This window comes from Streptomyces sp. NBC_00045 (assembly GCF_045041095.1).
Classification (GTDB): Bacteria; Actinomycetota; Actinomycetes; order Streptomycetales; family Streptomycetaceae; genus Streptomyces.
Map to the genome: position 1 here is coordinate 4,905,816 of NZ_CP108271.1, position 18,555 is coordinate 4,924,370.

General features: G+C 70.7%; 19 protein-coding genes. 6 read left to right on the plus strand and 13 right to left on the minus strand.

Annotated features, from left to right (window positions below; genetic code table 11):
* Positions 1-3: 3 nt before the first annotated feature.
* The 3 genes from OHA65_RS23105 to OHA65_RS23115 form a co-directional block, all read right to left on the minus strand.
* The gene (locus OHA65_RS23105) at positions 4-441 is read right to left on the minus strand and encodes a DCC1-like thiol-disulfide oxidoreductase family protein (protein ID WP_327285023.1); all 438 of its coding nucleotides are present in this window, start codon (positions 439-441) and stop codon (positions 4-6) included.
* Positions 442-444: 3 nt separating this feature from the next.
* A complete protein-coding gene (locus OHA65_RS23110; protein ID WP_327285024.1) occupies positions 445-849 on the minus strand; it encodes a hypothetical protein in 405 nt (134 codons plus the stop codon).
* A 112-nt stretch (positions 850-961) separates the two neighbouring features.
* Positions 962-2,959, minus strand: a complete 1,998-nt coding sequence (locus tag OHA65_RS23115) for a bifunctional metallophosphatase/5'-nucleotidase (protein WP_405762365.1) — start codon at positions 2,957-2,959, stop codon at positions 962-964.
* Positions 2,960-3,167: 208 nt separating this feature from the next.
* Here OHA65_RS23115 and OHA65_RS23120 point away from each other — a divergent pair, with 208 nt between their 5' ends.
* A complete protein-coding gene (locus tag OHA65_RS23120) occupies positions 3,168-3,779 on the plus strand; it encodes a CAP domain-containing protein (RefSeq protein ID WP_327285026.1) in 612 nt (203 codons plus the stop codon).
* A 214-nt stretch (positions 3,780-3,993) separates the two neighbouring features.
* The gene (locus tag OHA65_RS23125) at positions 3,994-4,179 is read left to right on the plus strand and encodes a hypothetical protein (RefSeq protein ID WP_327285027.1); all 186 of its coding nucleotides are present in this window, start codon (positions 3,994-3,996) and stop codon (positions 4,177-4,179) included.
* Positions 4,180-4,192: 13 nt separating this feature from the next.
* On the opposite strand, the gene OHA65_RS23130 is transcribed toward OHA65_RS23125, so the two are convergent.
* From OHA65_RS23130 to OHA65_RS23160, 7 genes are all read right to left on the minus strand, one after another.
* The gene (locus OHA65_RS23130) at positions 4,193-5,353 is read right to left on the minus strand and encodes an acyltransferase (RefSeq protein WP_327285028.1); all 1,161 of its coding nucleotides are present in this window, start codon (positions 5,351-5,353) and stop codon (positions 4,193-4,195) included.
* Positions 5,354-5,408: 55 nt separating this feature from the next.
* The gene (locus tag OHA65_RS23135; RefSeq protein WP_327285029.1) at positions 5,409-5,972 is read right to left on the minus strand and encodes a hypothetical protein; all 564 of its coding nucleotides are present in this window, start codon (positions 5,970-5,972) and stop codon (positions 5,409-5,411) included.
* Positions 5,973-6,151: 179 nt separating this feature from the next.
* On the minus strand, positions 6,152-6,910 hold the full coding sequence (locus OHA65_RS23140; RefSeq protein ID WP_327285030.1) for a succinate dehydrogenase iron-sulfur subunit: 759 nt from the start codon (positions 6,908-6,910) through the stop codon (positions 6,152-6,154).
* Positions 6,910-8,664 (minus strand): succinate dehydrogenase flavoprotein subunit, encoded by a 1,755-nt coding sequence (sdhA, locus tag OHA65_RS23145; protein WP_327285031.1) that lies wholly within the window; start codon positions 8,662-8,664, stop codon positions 6,910-6,912. The genes OHA65_RS23140 and sdhA overlap by 1 nt, the downstream gene beginning before the upstream one ends.
* A gap of 22 nt (positions 8,665-8,686) precedes the next feature.
* Positions 8,687-9,169: a succinate dehydrogenase hydrophobic membrane anchor subunit gene (locus OHA65_RS23150; protein WP_327285032.1), complete on the minus strand. Its 483-nt coding sequence runs from the start codon at positions 9,167-9,169 to the stop codon at positions 8,687-8,689.
* 5 nt (positions 9,170-9,174) lie between these two features.
* On the minus strand, positions 9,175-9,555 hold the full coding sequence (gene sdhC, locus OHA65_RS23155; RefSeq protein WP_327285033.1) for a succinate dehydrogenase, cytochrome b556 subunit: 381 nt from the start codon (positions 9,553-9,555) through the stop codon (positions 9,175-9,177).
* A 152-nt stretch (positions 9,556-9,707) separates the two neighbouring features.
* Positions 9,708-10,313: a 2-oxo-4-hydroxy-4-carboxy-5-ureidoimidazoline decarboxylase gene (locus OHA65_RS23160; protein ID WP_327285034.1), complete on the minus strand. Its 606-nt coding sequence runs from the start codon at positions 10,311-10,313 to the stop codon at positions 9,708-9,710.
* A gap of 344 nt (positions 10,314-10,657) precedes the next feature.
* On the opposite strand from OHA65_RS23160, the gene OHA65_RS23165 reads away from it, so the two are divergent.
* Together OHA65_RS23165 and OHA65_RS23170 are read left to right on the plus strand one after the other, a co-directional pair.
* The gene (locus OHA65_RS23165) at positions 10,658-11,401 is read left to right on the plus strand and encodes an RNA polymerase sigma factor (protein WP_327285750.1); all 744 of its coding nucleotides are present in this window, start codon (positions 10,658-10,660) and stop codon (positions 11,399-11,401) included.
* Positions 11,401-12,441: a hypothetical protein gene (locus tag OHA65_RS23170; protein ID WP_327285035.1), complete on the plus strand. Its 1,041-nt coding sequence runs from the start codon at positions 11,401-11,403 to the stop codon at positions 12,439-12,441. Before OHA65_RS23165 ends, OHA65_RS23170 begins: the two co-directional genes overlap by 1 nt.
* Before the next feature lie 298 nt (positions 12,442-12,739).
* Here OHA65_RS23170 and OHA65_RS23175 read toward each other — a convergent pair whose 3' ends face one another.
* Positions 12,740-13,615: a L,D-transpeptidase family protein gene (locus OHA65_RS23175; protein WP_329314361.1), complete on the minus strand. Its 876-nt coding sequence runs from the start codon at positions 13,613-13,615 to the stop codon at positions 12,740-12,742.
* Between the two features lie 177 nt (positions 13,616-13,792).
* Between OHA65_RS23175 and OHA65_RS23180 the strand changes: the two genes are divergently transcribed.
* Positions 13,793-15,373 (plus strand): methylmalonyl-CoA mutase family protein, encoded by a 1,581-nt coding sequence (locus OHA65_RS23180; protein ID WP_328763425.1) that lies wholly within the window; start codon positions 13,793-13,795, stop codon positions 15,371-15,373.
* A 43-nt stretch (positions 15,374-15,416) separates the two neighbouring features.
* Positions 15,417-16,070: a leucine efflux protein LeuE gene (leuE, locus tag OHA65_RS23185; protein WP_405762367.1), complete on the plus strand. Its 654-nt coding sequence runs from the start codon at positions 15,417-15,419 to the stop codon at positions 16,068-16,070.
* A 63-nt stretch (positions 16,071-16,133) separates the two neighbouring features.
* Here the strand turns inward: leuE and OHA65_RS23190 are convergent, their stop codons facing one another.
* Both OHA65_RS23190 and OHA65_RS23195 read right to left on the minus strand, forming a co-directional pair.
* The gene (locus OHA65_RS23190; protein WP_327285039.1) at positions 16,134-17,516 is read right to left on the minus strand and encodes a polysialyltransferase family glycosyltransferase; all 1,383 of its coding nucleotides are present in this window, start codon (positions 17,514-17,516) and stop codon (positions 16,134-16,136) included.
* Complete coding sequence (locus OHA65_RS23195; RefSeq protein WP_327285751.1) at positions 17,516-18,493, minus strand: glycosyltransferase family 2 protein; 978 nt, start codon at positions 18,491-18,493, stop codon at positions 17,516-17,518. Before OHA65_RS23195 ends, OHA65_RS23190 begins: the two co-directional genes overlap by 1 nt.
* Between the last annotated feature and the right edge of the window lie 62 nt (positions 18,494-18,555).

Genomic DNA, 18,555 nt, shown 5'->3' on the forward strand with positions numbered 1-18,555 from the left:
ACCCTATCGGGGTGCGGCGCAGTGGTCGTCACAGGCCGGTGCCTCCGGCTCCGGTTCCCCCGCCGGCCCGCCCTCCGTGCGTACCGCCTGCCGCCACGCGGAGGCCGTGTACATGGCGGCCCGGGCGAAGGGCCGGCCCGCCGTCGTGGCGAGCCAGTTCGCCTTCGGTCGGTGCTCCATCAGCGCCCACAGGCACACGATGAAGGCGTCGGTGCCGGTCCACACCTGCCCCGTGTCCCCGATGACGGTGATCTCGCGGAGCGTTGCCGCATGGTCGAGCTGCGGGTAGCGCTGCTGCGCCTCCTGGGACCCGGCCGGCAGCAGCCGCAGCGGTACCAGCTGGCGCTGCCCGAGGAGCCAGTGCCGGATGTGGACGCAGAGCGGGCAGTCGGCGTCGTACAACACGGTCAGGCGCCGGATGGCCGGCGTTCGCGCCGTCATCGGTCAGGCCCCGGCCGGAGCGGTCCACGCGTTCGGTGCGACCGGCGGGGTCTGCTGGCGCTCCATGATCCCGCGGCGGCGCATCTTGTTCAGCACCCAGACGTTCCCGAGGTGCATGACGCCGAGGACCAGCAGGACGACGCCGAGCTTGACCGACAGGGCCTCGAAGAGCTCGCGGGCCGAGACGATCTCGTCGTCCGAGCGCAGGTACAGGGTCACGAACCCGATGTTCACGAGGTAGAAGCCGACCACCAGGAGGTGGTTGACGGCGTCCGCGAGCTTCTCGTTCCCGTGCAGGACGTCGGCGATGAAGATCCGCCCGTTGCGGCTGAGGGTACGGGCCACCCAGACGGTCAGGCCGATGCTGATGAGCAGGTAGATGACGTATGCGACGACGGTGAGGTCCATGCCCTCGCCCCCCTTGAACGTGTTCAACTTGTTGGCAGGACTGACTGTAGACCTCTTTTTGAACAGGTTCAAGCCTTCGTGCCGGCGGCTACCGGGAGGCGGGGCGGGCGCGTCAGCAGGGCGGCCTGAAGTCGTCGCGATCCGCGTGCGGGCGGTCCGCCGAGACGATCGCCGCCTCGGCGCGCGGCATGGGGGCGCCGTCGGGCAGGAGGAGGGGGCCGGGTTCCAGGACGATGCCGACGTCCGCGCCGCGGCGGGTCGTGTTCGCGGCGGTGACACGGCTGAGCGGGGCCGGCGTGAGCGTCGCCGTCTCGCGGACGTACGCGACGAAGCTCTCGAAGTCGCGCTGGTGGCGGTACGGCGCCTCGAAGCCGCTCAGTGCCCCGTACCCGTCGTTCGCCAGGAAGGTGTACGAGGGGGACGCGAGGCGGTAGGTACCGGTGAGGCTGAGCGGGGTGCCGTCGATGAACACGTCCGCCGGGTTCACGCGGTCACCCGCCTCGCCCAGGGTGTCGAAGGTGTAGCGGACGTTCTTGGAGACGGCCAGCGGAGCGAAGAGCAGCTCGCCGCTCGCCGCGATCGTCCACTGCTGCTCCAGCGCGTCGTGGATCTGCTGCCCGGTCACCGTCGCGCTGACGATCGGGTCGCCGAAACCGACGGCCCGCCAGGCGCGCCCGAAGGTGACGGCGCCGCCGGACGCCGGGTCGCGGACCAGGTCGCCGGCGATGATGGCCTGGCCGACCCGGGGAGCCGCGGCCACCACGGCCAGCTGGGCCGGGACGTTGGGGTGGATGTTGGCGTCGTTCTCGGGATCGGTCGGGCGGCGGCCCGCCCACAGCGCCCAGTCGGCGACCAGGTCGCCCATGGTGCTCTCGCCCGCGGTGTTGCGCGTCCGCAGGAACGAGCCGGTCTGCTTGCCGATCCGGGTCGTGTCGCGCGCCGCGGCCTGGCCCGCCCAGTAGTCCACGACCTCCTTGAGGGCCGGATCGGGGGTCACGTCACGGGTGTTGGGGTGGTTGGTGGAGACGGTCAGCTCGCGGACCACCTTGCCGGTGGTGGGGTCGAGGCGGAGGTTGATCTCGTTGATGAGCTGGCCGTAGCAGCCGGCCTCGACGAAGGGCCGGGGGACGCCGTGGGGGTCCGGGACCATCATGTTGAACCGGGTGTGCCAGTGGCCGGTGACGATGGCGTCGATGTCGGGGGAGACCCGCAGCGCCAGGTCGAGGGCCGGGCCGGAGGGGTCGGTACCGCTGTTGAAGTCGGCGCCCGCGACCGCCCCGTCGTGCATGCTGAGGACGATCGCGTTGACCCCCTGGGCCTTGAGCAGGGCCGCGTACCGGTCGGCGGTGGCGACCTCGTCGAGGGTGGCGAGGCCCGGCTGGTAGGAGCCGGGGAAGAGTTCGGTGCCGAGCGCGGTGAGGTGGATGAAGCCGATCTGCAGTTCCTGGCCGGCGGCGGTGCGGACCTTCTCGATGCTGTACGCGGGCAGGACGTTGCTCTGGTCCGCGGACCGGACGACGTTGGCGCTGTAGTACCGGAAGTCGGAGCCGTGGAAGCGGGCGCCGGAGGAGTCCGTGAAGGTGGCGTCGCGGCCCTCGACGGGGAACGGGACCCCCTGCTCCATGTGTCGTTGCAGCATGGCGGGGGACTTGTCGAACTCGTGGTTCCCGGCGGTCGCGAAGTCGAGGCCCATGCGGTTCAGGGCTTCGACGGTGGGCTCGTCGGCGAACGCGGCGGCGTCGAACTCCCAGCCGGAGAAGGCGTCTCCGGGGGTGAAGAACAGCGAGTTGAGGCGGCCGGCGCGCAGCCCGGCGAGGTGGGCGGCCATGTAGGCGACGCCGCCGACGGTGTAGGTCCGGCCGCCGTTGCCGGTGATGGTGGCGTTGCTGCCGGGGGCGGCCTGGAGATAGCCGTGCAGGTCGGTGATGTTGAGCAGCTGGACGTCGACGTATTCGACGGCCGAGGCGGCGTCGCGGGCGTGGGCGGTGGCGTGGGCGGGAACGCCGGTGGCGAAGGTGGCTGCGGCGGTTCCCGCGGCGGTGAGGAAGGTCCGTCGTCCGAGGTGAAGTGAACTCCGGTCCGGATACGTGGTCTTGGAGAGCCTCGTCACGGGGGAATGGTCCCGCGGGCAGGAGCCGCTGTCGACGCGGCGTGCCGGGCGCCGGCACGCGGGCCCGCGCCCGGATGGCGGGCCGGCGGGCCCGGTGGCAGCCTGGAGGAGAAGCCGCGCGCAGGCAGGGCCACGCGCCGAAACCTTTCCCCGCCCGGCCCCGCCACCGCCGGAAACCACTGTTCGTGTTCGCGGGAGGTGGAACTCCTTGAACGGGCACGCTTCGCTCACCCGAACCGCTCTGGGCCTCGCCGTGGCCGCAGCCCTGTCGACCGCGCTCGTACCCGTCGCGGCGGCGCCGGCAACGGCCGTCACCTGCGACGCCGCGGCCGCGGCCCGGGCCCCGACCAGCAGCAATGACACCGCCGCACGCAATGCGCTGATCTGCCTCATCAACGCCCAGCGCACGCAGCGCGGCCTGCCCGCCCTCACCGTGAACCAGGCCCTGACGACGGCGGCGCAGCAGCACTCCGCCGCCGCCGTGCAGCTGAAGTGGTGGGGACCGGGCAAGGACCCGCACCGCAACCCGCAGACCGGTTCGACCCCGGAGAGCCGCATCAAGGCCGCGGGCTACTGCCCGAACCCCAGGTCGTGGGCCGTCGCCGAGATCACGTACACGGGCTGGGGCGGCTCGGGGACCCCGAAGGCCGCCGTCAACTGGTGGGTGAACGTGAGCACGTACGGCCACCGCCAGATCGTCCTGGACCCGTCGCTGCGCGAGATCGGCGCCTGGGCCCAGCCGGGCGCGGCGGATCGCGCCGGAGCCGGGGCGAGCCAGGCCGGCACCTACGTGGTGACGTTCGGCCGCTGCCAGCAGTGACCCGCTCCTGCGCTGCGGACTCCCGGGGCTGCGGGCTACCGGCGGCCGGCAACTAGGGCCGCCCCCAGCGCTCCCCGGACGTGCGGCGCCCGGCTGCCGGCCGTTGTCGGCGGGGCCCTTACGCTCCTGGTCATGGGAACGGTGACCTTCGTCGACGTGACGACAGCGGGCGGCCCGGACGACGGTCGGGGCGACGGCCGGGTGGGTGGCTGACATGGCCGCGAGCAGGAGCAAGACCATCGCCTACGCCGACGCCGCCCACCGTGCCCTGGACGAACAGAACGCCCCGGAGCTCGCCACTGCGCTGCTCAAGGCCGCCATCGCGTACAGCGGCCACTGGGGCAGGGGCGAGGCGGCCGACGCCTCCGACGTCCCCGACGCCCCCACGACGACCGCGTAGCCGGCCCGGTCCGTCACCGGGGGGAGGGGCCGCCGGCGGAGTGGGTGCGCGCGGTGTCGAGGGCCCCGGTGAGGCCGCGCTTCAAGACCTTGGCGAGCGGACGTTCGACGAGGCGGTGGACCAGCCAGGCGGCGATGAGCATGCCCACCGTCATCACGGCGACCAGCGCCCACGGCGACAGGTGGTGGCGGAGCAGTCTGATGCCGGTCCAGCCGATGTGCTCGTGGAGGAGGTAGAGCGGGTAGGTGGTCGCGCCGGCGACGGTCAGCCACTTGCCCCGTACCCAGTCCAGCCGGCCGAGCGCGAGGGCGAGCATCACAAGGTAGCCGAGGGTCATCAGGGCGATCGCCGGCTTCGAGTCCAGGGTCCGGCCGAGGCTGACGGCAAGGGTGTCGTTGTACAGGGCGACCTGGCGGACGGAGAACAGCCAGGAGATCGCGACGATGCCCCACAGCAGCACGGTCGGCCGGAATCGGTGCATCAGGTACATCGCGACACCGGCGATGAAGTAGGGCGAGTACTCCGGCATGACGAGGTAGTCGGCGAAGGGGAAACGGCCGGCGGTGACCAGGACCGAGGCCACCGTCCACAGCGCGCAGAAGAGGACCACCCGCCGGTAGGTGACGCCCTTCCACACCACCAGGGCGAACAGGAGGTAGAAGCGCAGCTCCACCCAGAGCGTCCAGTACACGGCGTCCACCGAACCGACCCGGAACGGCTCCTGCAGCATGGTGAGGTTGAGGAGCACGTCCTTCATGCCGACCGGCTGCACGACCACCGGCCAGAGGGTGACCACCGCGGTCGTGGCCAGGACGCCGAACCAGTACGCCGGGTAGAGCCGCACCACCCGCGAGGTGAAGAAGTCACCGAGGCTGCGTCCCCAGCTGCTCATGCAGATGACGAAGCCACTGATGACGAAGAAGAACTCGACTCCGGTCCAGGTGTACGAGGCCAGCCAGGAGGCTGTGGGGAAGACCACGTCCACCGGCTTCGTCCAGGCGTTCTTGGCCGCCTCGGCATTGCCCCCGAAACCCACGTAGTGATGGAAGACCACCATCAAAGCGGCGATCAGCCGCAACCCGTCCAAGGCCGCCAGCCGAGGACGCTTCCCGGCAGCGGGAACGGGCTCGGGAGCGGCCTCGCGTCGCAGGGTGGGTATGAGGTGGGTCGCCATCCGGCAGATCCTACCGACGGCTCCGCCGTGGTCATGACCGTGGCGGAGCCGTGGATCAGATGCTGAGGGAGCGGGCGTAGTTGATCTGGTTCATCACCCAGGGGAAGGTGCTGGCGTCGACCGCCGGGATCATCGTGGAGTGGTGGCGGCCGCCGCTGGTGACCGTGACCTGGATGTAGCCGGTGGTGGTCTTCTCCTTCATGAGGAGGAAGAGCAGGCCCAGCAGGCAGAACAGGAAGAAGACGATCGCGAGCACGACCGCGTGCGTCGGGATCTTCGTCTCGGTGCGCGAGAAATCCGTGGCGTTCCACATCGCGCCCCTGAGCGGCATCGGGCCCGACGGGGTGATGATCTGGTCCCCGGCGATGGTGATGTCGCCGAGGGCCAGGCCGGAGCCGCCGGCGGCCTGCGGGGCGGCGGGGAACGCAGGGGGCATCATCGGCGGCTGGGCCGGGGACGGGATGCCCGCGCCGCCGACGGTCGGTTGGTGCGCCGGGGCAGCCGGGTAGCCCTGCTGCGGGTAGCCGTAACCGGCCGGACCGGGCTGCGGGTAGCCGTAACCCGGCTGTCCCTGGGGCCCGTTGTGACTCGCGTACGGATTCGGCTGCTGCTCACTCATACGGCCGATCTTTCCACAGTCGGCCACTCGCCCGTACCCCCGTCAGGAAGCCGCTTCGACGAACTCGTACGCGCAGACGCCCGACCCCGAGTACAGGCGAGGCCCCGCACCCGGATGTGGGATCCGGGTGCGGGGCCTCGTACGACCGACTGCGAACGATCGGAAGCGATCGCAGGCGATCAGAAGCGGCGCGTGATCAGGGCGCGCTTGACTTCCTGGATCGCCTTCGTGACCTCGATGCCGCGGGGGCAGGCGTCGGTGCAGTTGAAGGTCGTGCGGCAGCGCCACACGCCGTCCTTGTCGTTCAGGATCTCCAGCCGCTGCTCGCCGGCCTCGTCGCGCGAGTCGAAGATGAAGCGGTGGGCGTTGACGATCGCCGCCGGGCCGAAGTACTGGCCGTCGTTCCAGAACACCGGGCACGAGGACGTGCACGCGGCGCACAGGATGCACTTGGTGGTGTCGTCGAAACGCTCGCGGTCCTCGGCGGTCTGCAGACGCTCACGCGTCGGCTCGTTGCCCTTGGTGACCAGGAACGGCATGACGTCGCGGTACGCCTGGAAGAAGGGCTCCATGTCGACGACGAGGTCCTTCATCACCGTGAGGCCCTTGATGGCCTCGACGGTGATCGGCTTCTCCGGGTTGATGTCCTTGATCAGCGTCTTGCAGGCGAGCCTGTTCTTGCCGTTGATCCGCATCGCGTCGGAGCCGCAGATGCCGTGCGCGCACGACCGGCGGAACGTCAGCGTGCCGTCGAGCTCCCACTTGATCTTGTGGAGACCGTCGAGCACGCGCTCCTTCGGGTCGATCTCGATCTGGAAGTCCTGCCACTGCGCCTCGTCCGAGATCTCGGGGTTGTAGCGGCGGATCCGGAACGTGACCGTGATGTACGGGGAGGCCGCGGCCGCCTCTTCCATCTTGTCGAGGGTGGGGGTAGCCATCAGTACTTACGCTCCATCGGCTGGTAGCGGGTCGTCACGACCGGCTTGTAGTCGAGCCGGACCGAGTCCGAGCCGTCGGCTCCGACCTCGCGGTACGCCATGGTGTGGCGCATGAAGTTGACGTCGTCGCGGTTCGGGTAGTCCTCGCGGTAGTGACCGCCGCGGGACTCCTTGCGCGCCAGCGCGGACACGGCCATGACCTCGGCCAGGTCGAGCAGGTTGCCCAGCTCGATGGCCTCCAGCAGGTCCGTGTTGAAGCGCTTGCCCTTGTCCTGGACGGACACGTTCTTGTAGCGCTCGCGCAGCTCCGCGATCTTCTCGACCGCGGTCTTGATGGTCTGCTCCGTACGGAACACCATCACGCAGGCGTCCATCGTCTCCTGGAGCTCCAGGCGCAGGTCGGCGACCCGCTCCTTGCCCGTGGAGTTGCGAAGGTGCTCGACGAGGTCGATGACCTGCTGCGCCGGGTTCTCGGGGAGCTCGACGTAGTCGTTCTCCTGCGAGTACTTCGCCGCGGCGATGCCGGAGCGCTTGCCGAAGACGTTGATGTCCAGCAGCGAGTTCGTGCCGAGGCGGTTGGCGCCGTGCACGGAGACGCAGGCGACCTCGCCGGCCGCGTACAGGCCCGGGACGACGGTGGTGTTGTCCGACAGGACCTCACCCTCGACGTTCGTCGGGATGCCGCCCATGGCGTAGTGCGCGGTGGGCTGGATCGGGATCGGGTCCGTGTACGGCTCGATGCCCAGGTACGTGCGCGCGAACTCGGTGATGTCCGGGAGCTTCGCGTCGAGCTGCTCCGGCGGCAGGTGCGTCAGGTCCAGGTACACGTGGTCACCGGCCGGACCGCAGCCGCGGCCCTCACGGATCTCGGTGTAGATGGAGCGCGAGACGACGTCACGGGACGCGAGGTCCTTCATGACCGGCGCGTACTTCTCCATGAAGCGCTCGCCGTCCTTGTTGCGGAGGATGCCGCCCTCACCGCGGGCGCCCTCCGTGAGCAGGATGCCCATGCGCCAGATGCCCGTCGGGTGGAACTGGAAGAACTCCATGTCCTCCAGCGGCAGGCCGCGGCGGTAGCAGGCCGCCTGGCCGTCACCCGTCAGGGTGTGCGCGTTGGAGGTCACCTTGAAGAACTTGCCGGTGCCGCCGGAGGCGTAGATGACGGCCTTGGCCTGGAACACGTGGATCTCGCCGGTGGCGAGCTCGTACGCGACCACACCGGCCGACTTCTTGACGCCGTCTTCCTCGACGAGCAGCTGGTCCAGGACGTAGAACTCGTTGAAGAACTCCACGCCCTCCTTGACGCAGTTCTGGTACAGCGTCTGGAGGATCATGTGGCCCGTGCGGTCCGCGGCGTAGCAGGACCGGCGCACCGGGGCCTCGCCGTGGTTGCGCGAGTGGCCGCCGAAGCGGCGCTGGTCGATGGTGCCGTCCGGGGTGCGGTTGAACGGCAGGCCCATCTTCTCCAGGTCGAGGACAGCGTCGATGGCCTCCTTCGCCAGGATCTCGGCGGCGTCCTGGTCGACCAGGTAGTCACCGCCCTTGACCGTGTCGAAGGTGTGCCACTCCCAGTTGTCCTCCTCCACGTTCGCCAGCGCGGCGGCCATGCCGCCCTGCGCGGCGCCCGTGTGGGAGCGGGTGGGGTAGAGCTTCGTCAGCACCGCGGTGCGGCTGCGCTTCGTCGACTCGATGGCGGCGCGCATGCCGGCGCCACCTGCACCGACGATGACGGTGTCGTACTTGTGGATCTTCATTGTTTCGCCTCAGCCCCGTTGCCTAGCGGATGTTCGGGTCGAAGGTGAAGATCACCAGCGTGCCCAGAAGGATGGTGAACACCGTGGCGGTGTAGAGCAGGCCCTTCAGCCACAGCCGTGTGTTGGCGCGCTCCGCGTAGTCGTTGATGACGGTACGCAGGCCGTTGGCGCCGTGCAGCATGGCGAGCCACAGCATCAGCAGGTCCCAGACCTGCCAGAACGGGGACGCCCAGCGGCCGGCCACGAAGGCGAAACCGACCTTGGAGACGCCGCCGTCCAGCACCAGCTGGATGACGAGGTGCCCGATGACGAGGACGACGAGGACGATGCCCGAGAGGCGCATGAAGAGCCAGGCGGCCATCTCGAAGTTGCCGCGGGTCGAGCGCGGCGTCTTGCCCGTGCGCTTGCGCGGGGCCTCGATGTACGGCGCCGGGTTCTCGACGTCGTAGAGGCTCACGCCCTCGACGTCGCCGATGGCCTGGGCGGAAGAAGTGTCAGAAGACATGCGTGTCACTTCCCGAACAGTTCAGCAGCTGCGTGGCCGAGGACGGGGTACAGCGCCCCGCCCATCAGGACGATCCAGACGATCACCACGCTCCAGAGCATCTGCTTCTGGAGACGGGGACCCTTGGACCAGAAGTCCACGGCGATCACACGGAGACCGTTGAGCGCGTGGAACAGGATGGCGGCCACGAGGCCGTACTCCATCAGCGCGACGATCGGAGTCTTGTAGGTAGCCACGACATCGTCGTACGCCTCGGGGGAGACGCGGACGAGAGCGGTGTCGAGGACGTGTACGAACAGGAAGAAGAAGATGAGGACGCCGGTGACTCGATGAGCCACCCAGGACCACATTCCTTCCCGGCCGCGGTACAACGTTCCAGCCGGCACGGAAAACCCTCCGGAAGCGGGGCGGGGGCCAGCCGGCTTCTTTGTCGGTCGGGCCCGGCCGGGTACGGTCCTCCGGCCCCGGACATCGTAGCGACGCTTTGTCGGTTCCCTCGCGCCGGGTCCAGTGGTGTGATCAAACAGGCACGGACGGGCTATCCCACAGGGGCGAATAGCCCGGAATCAGCGGCAGACGCCCCATCCGGCGAGGTCAGCCAATGTGTCAGGTCGGCGAGCCGCACCTGTGCGAGGCGGCGCAGCTCGTCCGCCGAGATCGACCGTTCCTCGTCCGCCTCCAGCTCCATCCGGCGCCGGATCGCGGCCAGCAGCTGGTCCGCCTGCTCGTCCGGAGGATGCCCGTCCAGACAGATCACGAAGGCGTGGCCGAATTTGCGCTCGTACTCCGCATGGGCGGCATCCAGCGCCAGGAGCGCGGCGTACGGGGCCCCGTGGTTCAGCTCCACCGGGAACTCCGAGGCCAGCGCCTCGCTCAGATCCGTCTGGGAGAGGTCGTACGAGGCTTCGTCGGCGGCGGCCAGCAGCACGCCCGGGTCCGGGTAGGGCCGGTGGGTGGCCACCCGCTGCGCCCAGCGCCGGCTCCCGCAGCAGTGCAGCAGGACGGCCTCGGCGGCTTCGGGGGACAGGGCGTTGAACAGCGCCAGTCCGGAACCGGGGGAAGGATCGCAGGAGCCGCGGGCCTGTGCCGGAAGGTGGCTGGACAGCGGGGGGCTCCTCGGGGCGTGACGCGGGTGTACCGCCACGCTAGCGACGGCGGGCGGGGTGTGTCGTACCCAATCAGAGGTTTTCACCCGGAAGTGAGCCGAAAGGATGACGGCGGCAGCGCCGGGAGCGGCGCGAACGCGCCGGGAGGGGGAGGCGGAAGACGACCGAGGCCGCCACCCCCCACAGGAGAGGCCCCGGTCGCCGTCCGTACGGGCTCGTGCGACAAGCCCGTACCCCTCTCAGCGCCGCGGGTGCGTTTTGTGTCACACCCCGCTTCGCGCATGCTTGGTTGCTCCCCGTACAACTCGTGGACGAAGGTACTTGAAAGCCGTAACGTGCTGATTTGCGCCACACGTACAGGACAGTGAACGGGTTGGGGACTTTGCTGGGGGACGACGCGGAGCTGACCGCCGCGGTGCTCGCGGCGCAGGGCGGCGACGAGAGCGGTTTCCGTACGGTGTACCGCGCCGTGCACCCACGCCTGCTCGGTTACGTACGCACGCTCGTCGGGGACGCCGACGCCGAAGACGTGACGTCCGAGGCCTGGCTGCAGATAGCCCGCGACCTCGACTCCTTCACCGGCGACGCAGACCGCTTCCGCGGCTGGGCCGCCCGGATCGGCCGCAATCGGGCCCTCGACCACATCCGCATGCGCGGGCGCCGCCCCGCCATCGGCGGCGACGAGACCGAGCTGACGGGTCGCGCCGCCGACAGCGACACCGCCGTCGAGGCCATGGAGGCCCTGTCGACCGGCAGGACCATGGCACTGATCGCCCAGCTTCCGCAGGACCAGGCCGAGGCCGTGGTGCTCCGGGTCGTCGTCGGGCTCGACGCCAAGAGCGCCGCGGAAACCCTGGGCAAGCGGCCCGGAGCGGTACGCACCGCAGCCCACCGGGGCTTGAAGAAGCTGGCCGAGCTGCTCTGCGCGGAGGGCGGCTTCGCGCCGGACCCGGATGCGGGCTCGGACGCGACGGGGCCGGTCGGCCATAATGCCGGTGGCCCGGCACGGGACGGCGGGGGCGGGAGGGATCTCGACGCCGTGCCCGCTCAGCGCGGCCGGGGCGGTGGCCTCGTGGAGAAAACCGGTGTGACGCATTCACGTTGGCGGACGCAGAAGGACATGTGATGGCCGACGAGCGCAACAGGTGGCTGGACCGGGCGGCGGCGGAACGAGTGCTGCGCGGCGGCCCGGCCGTACCTGGCGCCGACCCGCGCGCCCACGAAGCGGAAGCCCGGCTCCGGGCTGCCCTCGACATGCTGGCCGGGCCGCAGCCGCCCGCCGATGCGGAACTGCCCGGCGAGGCCGCCGCGCTGGCCGCCTTCCGCGCGGCCCGCGCCGGTGCGGCAACGACCGGGGCATCCGGTGCGGCCGGGGCGTCCGGGCCGAGCGGTGTCTTCGCACCGGTCGGCTTCGACGCCGCCCCCCTCGTGGAACTCGGCAGGATCATCCCGCTCGCCGCCCCCGTCCCCGCGCCCCGGCGAACCCGCCCCGTGCGGTTCGGGCTGGTGGCCGCGTTGGCCGGCGTCGCCGTCGGTGGCCTCGCGGTCGCCGCCGGGGCCGGCCTGCTGGACCGGGACACGCACGACACGGCGGGCCCCGCACCGGCGGTCTCCCTCAGCGCCGACACGAACCCGTCCCCGGCCGGTGGCACCGCGGGCCCGACGCCCGCACCCCAGCCGCGACCCGACCCGCTCCGCGGCACCGACGGAACGCAGCCCACCCCGGGCGGGCAGACTCCGGGCGCGGACTCGGGTGCGGCGCAGGGATTCGGGAACGGAACGGGAACCGGTCCGGACGCCTCCGGCGGCGCCGCGGACGCGGACGCCGGCGGCGGCAAGGACGTGAAGGACGGCAAGGACGCGCCCATGGGCGGGACCTCGTCGCTGAAGGACTCGGACAAGCAGACCCGGCTGAGAGCCGTCGACCTGTGCGAGGCCTACCGGTCGGGTCATATGACCTCCGACCGCCGCGACAAGCTCTCGAAGCTCGCACAGGGGCTGTCGCGCATCCCGCACTTCTGCGAGGCGCTGCTCGACGGGCCTCCCCCGAGCGCTTCCCCGAGCGTCCCTCGGACCTCGGACGACGGCAGCGACGTGCTCAAGGCGCCGACGTTCCTCCCGGCGAGCCCGGGCGTGTCCGCGCCCGCCCGCCTGCCGACGCGCTGACGGCCGTCGTTCGGGTGGTCCGTGCGCGCTCCGCGCGCGGGTTCCCGGCGGCAGGGCGAACGGCCTGTAACACTTTTCGAACCTGCGGCGCAGTACATAACGAGCCGACTGGTCATCGGCCGCGCATGAGCCGGGGTTCCCCCCGTACCCCTGGGCTCTGCGCACCCGGCGCGGGCGGGGTTCGTTCCCCCGGCCCTGCCCGCGCCCTTTACTTCCCAGACCGGATCACCGGGACCCGGTGATCACAGGGGCCCCGGGGTCACCGGGACCCCGGGATCGCCCGGCCCGCCAGTTCGGATCACCAGTAGACGACGACCTTGTCGCCCACCTGGACCTGCTCGAACAGCGCCGCGAGCTTGCCCTTGTCCCGGACGTTCACGCAGCCGTGCGAGGCGCCGGCGTAACCGCGGGCCGCGAAGTCGGCGGAGTAGTGCACCGCCTGGCCCTGGCTGAAGAACATCGAGTACGGCATCGGCGTGTGGTAGATCGTCGACGTCCAGTCCTTGGCCTTCCACTCCACCTTGAACTGGCCCTCACGGGTCGGAGTGTTCTCGGAGCCGAAACGGACGTCCAGCGTGGAGACGATCTTGCCGTCGATCATCCAGGCGAGCGTGCGGCTCTCCTTGCTGATGCACATGACGCGGCCCGTCATGCAGCGCGGGTCCGGCGCGTCGACCTCGTTGACGGTCGGCGGACGCAGCTCGTCGGCGGTGGGCTTCTTGCTCAGGCCCTGGACCTTCTTCCAGGTGGCCTCGTCGACCGACCCGGAGGCCGTCAGGCCGTTCTTCGCCTGGAAGGACTTGACCGCGGCGGTCGTCTTCGAACCGTAGAAACCGGTCGGCGCGACCGTCATGTACTTGAGCTGCTTCAAACGGGCCTGGAGCTCGCGCACCTGCTCGCTGTCGTCGCCGTTCGCCATGATGGCCTTGACGGTGGTCGGCGAAGGGGACGCGGACGGCGACTGCGAGGCGGACGGCGAAGGCGAGGGCGACGCATCGGCGGGCTTGTCGTCCGTCGACGGTGAGCTCTCAGGGGTGGAACCCGCCGCGGACGCGGACGGAACCGAAGAGGCGGAACCGGCCGGCTCCGTCTTCTGGGGCCCGCAGGCGGTCGCGGCGAGCGCGACGGCGGTGGCCACCCCGAGCGTGCGGACTATGACTCTCTGGCGGTGCATCTCGGTCCCCCGATTTCTACGTCGTGTATCTAGGTGATGCTTGGCGGGCGTGGAGAGTTGCGGACGGCCCGGGGATGTTGCGCCATTGTGACCAGCGGCCGACAGGCAACGGCCGCAGCCGTCGCGGGGAGGTTGTACCAGCCCCGGGGCCGTTCGCTCTACGGAGGGCTTGGTCACATGGCGAGTACTGAGAGCGGGATTCCGATCGAACCCGTCTACGGGCCGGGGGACCTGACGACGTGGGATCCGGGGGGCAAACTGGGTGAACCCGGGGCGTATCCCTATACGCGGGGGGTCTATCCGACCATGTACACCGGCAAGCCGTGGACGATGCGGCAGTACGCCGGGTTCGGAACGGCGGCCGAATCCAACGCCCGGTACCGGCAGCTCATCGCGGGCGGCGGCACCGGACTGTCGGTCGCCTTCGACCTGCCCACCCAGATGGGCCACGACTCCGACGCGCCGCTCGCGCACGGGGAGGTCGGCAAGGTCGGCGTCGCGATCGACTCCGTCGAGGACATGCGGGTGCTGTTCGACGGGATCCCGCTCGACCGGGTCTCCACGTCCATGACCATCAACGCCCCGGCGGCGCTGCTGCTCCTCATGTACCAGCTGGTCGCCGAGGAGCACGGGATCGCGGGCGGGCAGCTGACCGGGACCGTGCAGAACGACGTGCTCAAGGAGTACATCGCGCGGGGCACGTACATCTTCCCGCCGGAGCACTCGCTCCGGCTGACCGCCGACACCTTCCGGTACTGCAAGGCCGAGATCCCCCGCTGGAACACCATCTCCATCTCCGGCTACCACATGGCCGAGGCCGGGGCCTCGCCCGCGCAGGAGATCGCCTTCACGCTGGCCGACGGCATCGCGTACGTACGGACGGCGCTGGCCGCCGGGATGGAGGTCGACGAGTTCGCCCCGCGCCTGTCCTTCTTCTTCGTCGCCCGCACCACCCTGCTGGAGGAGGTCGCGAAGTTCCGGGCCGCGCGGCGGATCTGGGCCCGTGTCATGCGGGAGGAGTTCGGCGCCCGCGATCCCAAGTCGCTGATGCTCCGCTTCCACACCCAGACCGCCGGGGTCCAGCTGACGGCGCAGCAGCCGGAGCTGAACCTCGTACGGGTGGCCGTACAGGCGCTGGGTGCGGTGCTGGGCGGCACGCAGTCACTGCACACCAACTCCTTCGACGAGGCGATCGCCCTGCCGACGGAGAAGTCGGCGCGGCTGGCACTGCGGACCCAGCAGGTGCTGGCGTACGAGACGGACGTGCCGCACACCGTCGACCCCTTCGCGGGCTCGTACGCGGTGGAGCGGATGACGGACGACGTCGAGGAGGCGGCGCTCGCGCTGATGCAGCGGGTCGAGGACATGGGCGGGGCGGTGGCCGCGATCGAGGCCGGCTTCCAGAAGGGGGAGATCGAGCGGAACGCCTACCGCATCGCGCGCGAGACGGACGACGGCGAACGGGTGGTGGTCGGGGTCAACCGCTTCACGCTGGAGCAGGAGGAACGGTACGAGCCGCTGCGCGTCGACCCGGCGATCGAGGACCGGCAGCGGGAAGCGCTGGCCGCCCTGCGCGCGGACCGCGACAACGACGCGGTGGCGACGGCGCTGGGCGCCCTGCGCGAGGCGGCGGCCGGGACCGACAACGTCCTCCACCCGATGAAGGAAGCCCTGCGCGCCCGCGCCACGGTGGGCGAGGTCTGCAACGCCCTCCGGGAGGTGTGGGGCACGTACGAGCCGACGGATTCCACATGGTGAAACAGCGGATAGACAGGAGCAACCCTATGGGACACTCCTGCACATGCTGGGTGTCACCGATCTGCCGACCTACCTCGTCGGGCTCATACTGATCATTTTGCTGCCGGGGCCGAACTCGCTCTACGTGCTCTCCGTCGCGGCCCGCCGCGGCGTGCGCACCGGGTACAAGGCCGCGGCCGGGGTGTTCTCCGGGGACGCCGTGCTGATGGTGCTCGCCGCCGCCGGGGCGGGGGCGCTGCTCCAGGCCAGTCCGGTGGCCTTCGGCATCGTCAAGCTGCTCGGCGCAGGGTACCTGACCTGGCTCGCCGTCGGGATGATGCGCGGGGCGTGGGCGCTGTGGCGTTCGCGGACCGAGCGGGCCGAGGCCCCGGCCGACCTGCAGGCCGCGGACGGCGGCGAGGGCGAGCGGCCCTACCGGCGGGCGCTGCTGATCAGCCTGTTCAACCCCAAGGCGATCCTGTTCCTCGTCTCCTTCTTCGTGCAGTTCGTCGACCCCTCGTACGCCTACCCGGCGCTCTCCTTCCTCCTGCTGGGCGCGCTGCTCCAGCTCGGCAGCTTCCTCTACCTGACCCTGCTGATCTTCAGCGGGACCCGGCTGTCCGCCGCCTTCCGCCGCCGCAAGCGGCTCTCGGCCGGGGCCACCTCGGCGGCGTGCGTGCTCTTCCTCGGCTTCGCCGCCAAGCTCGCCGTCAGCTGAGGGACGTGCGCCTGCGGCGCCGGCTCCGCGGGGCCGCGACGGCAACGCCGTCGGCGGTGGCCGTCACCCGGGGCGGGCCGTGCGCAGCCGCCGCAGTCGGCGGACCACGCGGCGCACGGCCGGGCTCGCCGGGAGGAAGGACAGCTGGGCGGGGATGCCGCCGGGCAGGCCCAGGGTGGTCAGCCGGCGGCGTTTGAAGTAGCGCCAGGTCCGGTCGTCCAGGTGCGCGGCCAGATACCGTTCGGCCTCCGCGCGGCGCGGCGCCAGGACCTGCGGCTGCATGGTGAACCCGACCGCGGTGAGCAGTCCGGTCAGGGCGCCCCGGGCCCCTTCGGGGCCGGGCGCGGTCCAGCGGGCGACGGCGTCGGCGTCCGCGAGGGGCGGGAGCAGCGCGTCGACCAGCGTCAGCGGGATCCGGTTGCTGTTCTGGTACGGGGCGAGGCGGGCCAGTACGGCCTCGGTTCCGGTGCGCGCGACCGGCAGCCCGTACAGGGTGGCGGCGGTCAGCAGCCCGGTGGAGAAGCAGCCGACGACCAGGGCGGGGCGCAGCCGCTGGTAGAGGGTCTCGGCCAGGACGGGGGCGGTCACGACGGTGAGGCGGGCGCCGAGCCGCTCGGCCTCGGCCTCGGCGCGACGGGAGTACTCGGCGGGTGCGCTGGGGTGGGGCTTGAAGACGAGTTCGCGGTGGCCGAGGGCGTGCGCGCCGCGGACCATCTCCACGTGGAGTTCCTCCTCCTCCTGGGGGGAGAGGAGTTCGAGGGCGGAGAGGTACTGGCCCAGCAGCAGCGCGGGCGCCTCGCCGAACCCGGCCTCTTCGCCGGTCCCGGTCGGCCCGGGCCCGTACGAGGGGAGTTCGGCGAGGACCTTCAGGAACTCGGGGGTCGGGACGAGCTCCGGCGGTACGTCGAACTCGGTGAGCAGCAGCGGATCCAGGCCCGGCACCAGGTCGAGGTGCAGGACGCGGCGCACGCGCATGCCGAGCTGCGGGTCGAGGCGGAAGCGGGTGGGTCCGTAGCTCATCAGCCCGTCGGCGTAGACGTCGACGGTGGCGCCGGGGAAGAGCGTGCACAGGGTGCGGGCGGGCGGGACCTGGATGGACTCCACGATGAGCTCGACGCGGTCCTCGCCCAGTCCCCAGACGGCCCGCAGCTGCCGTTCCCACAGGGGGACGTCCTCGGGGCGGGGGGCCCAGGCGCTGGGGTGCTGCGGGGCGATGGCCGCGTTCCAGTCGAGGACCTCGTCGAAGCGGGTGCGCAGGGTGGCGAAGCCCGGCATGTCGGCGAGGCCGGGGGAGACCTCGGCGGTGAGGGAATGGTTGCTGGTGAGCAAGATGCGCCGGCCGGCCGGCGGGAAGCTGCCCGCGTCGATGCCGGCGGCGAGCGTGGCCATGCCGTAGAGGGTGGAGGCGAGGAAGATCTGGGTGCACGGGATGCTCTGAGCGGCCATCAGGCAGCGGCTCCCGTTCGCGCCGGCCGGCGGCGCAGGCGGCGCAGCACACCGGCGCGATCGGCGTCCATTGCGTTGAGGACCCGGTCCAGTACGTCCTGGGGCATGCGTCCGAGCGCGGCCGTGCTCATCGAACGGAGTTTTTTGGCCACGACCGGTTCATACCTTTCGATGGTCCCGATATGGTGCGCGATAATTGCGCAATACGTTCGGACGGCTTTCGGTAGTAGAAGATCACTTTCATGATCTTCGGCCGTATCGGCCAGAACCTGGTCGAACGCCTGGATGAAATCGAGCTGGCGCTCGTCCTTGATCTGCGTCAACGAGGTCGAGACGCCGCGCCGGTAGAAGATCCCGGGCAGTCCGATCGCCGCGAACGACCGGGCCTCGCGGTGCAGCCGCCAGATCCACGGCCGGTCCTCCGCAGTCCGCAGCCCGTCGGTGAAGTGCAGCAGCCCGCGGTCCAGCAGCCGCCGGTGGTACATGCCGGCCCAGGCGTACGGGTAGTCGACAGAGGTCGCCCGGGAGGCGGGCAGGATCCCGGCGCGCGGATCGCCGACGACCAGCTGCGGACCGTACGGGACGTGCTGCACGCTGCGGCTCCGGCCGGTCACCTGGACATGGTCGTTACGGACGAAATCGCAGCTCAGAGCCTCTATGGTGGCCAGTGTGCGGGCCAGATGGCCGGGCGCCAGCCAGTCGTCGCCGTCCAGGAAGGCGAGGTATTCGCCGCGGGCCGCGTCCAGACCGGTGTTCCGGGCGGTGGCCAGGCCGCCGTTGCGTTCGTGTCTGAGGAGCACCGCCCCGGGCAGCTCGCGCGCCGCCCGGTCCAGGAGTTCGGGCGTCCCGTCCGTCGAACAGTCGTCGACGAGCAGGAACTCGAAATCGTCCCGGGCGTTGAGTTCGAGGCTTTTCAGGGCATCCAGTGCGTATGTCTGCACGTTGTAGAACGGCACGACGACGGAGAGCTTGAGCACCCGCAAGACATTAAGGCGCCGCCCGGCATTCACCATGGCCCGAATGCGGATTCCGTGTGAAC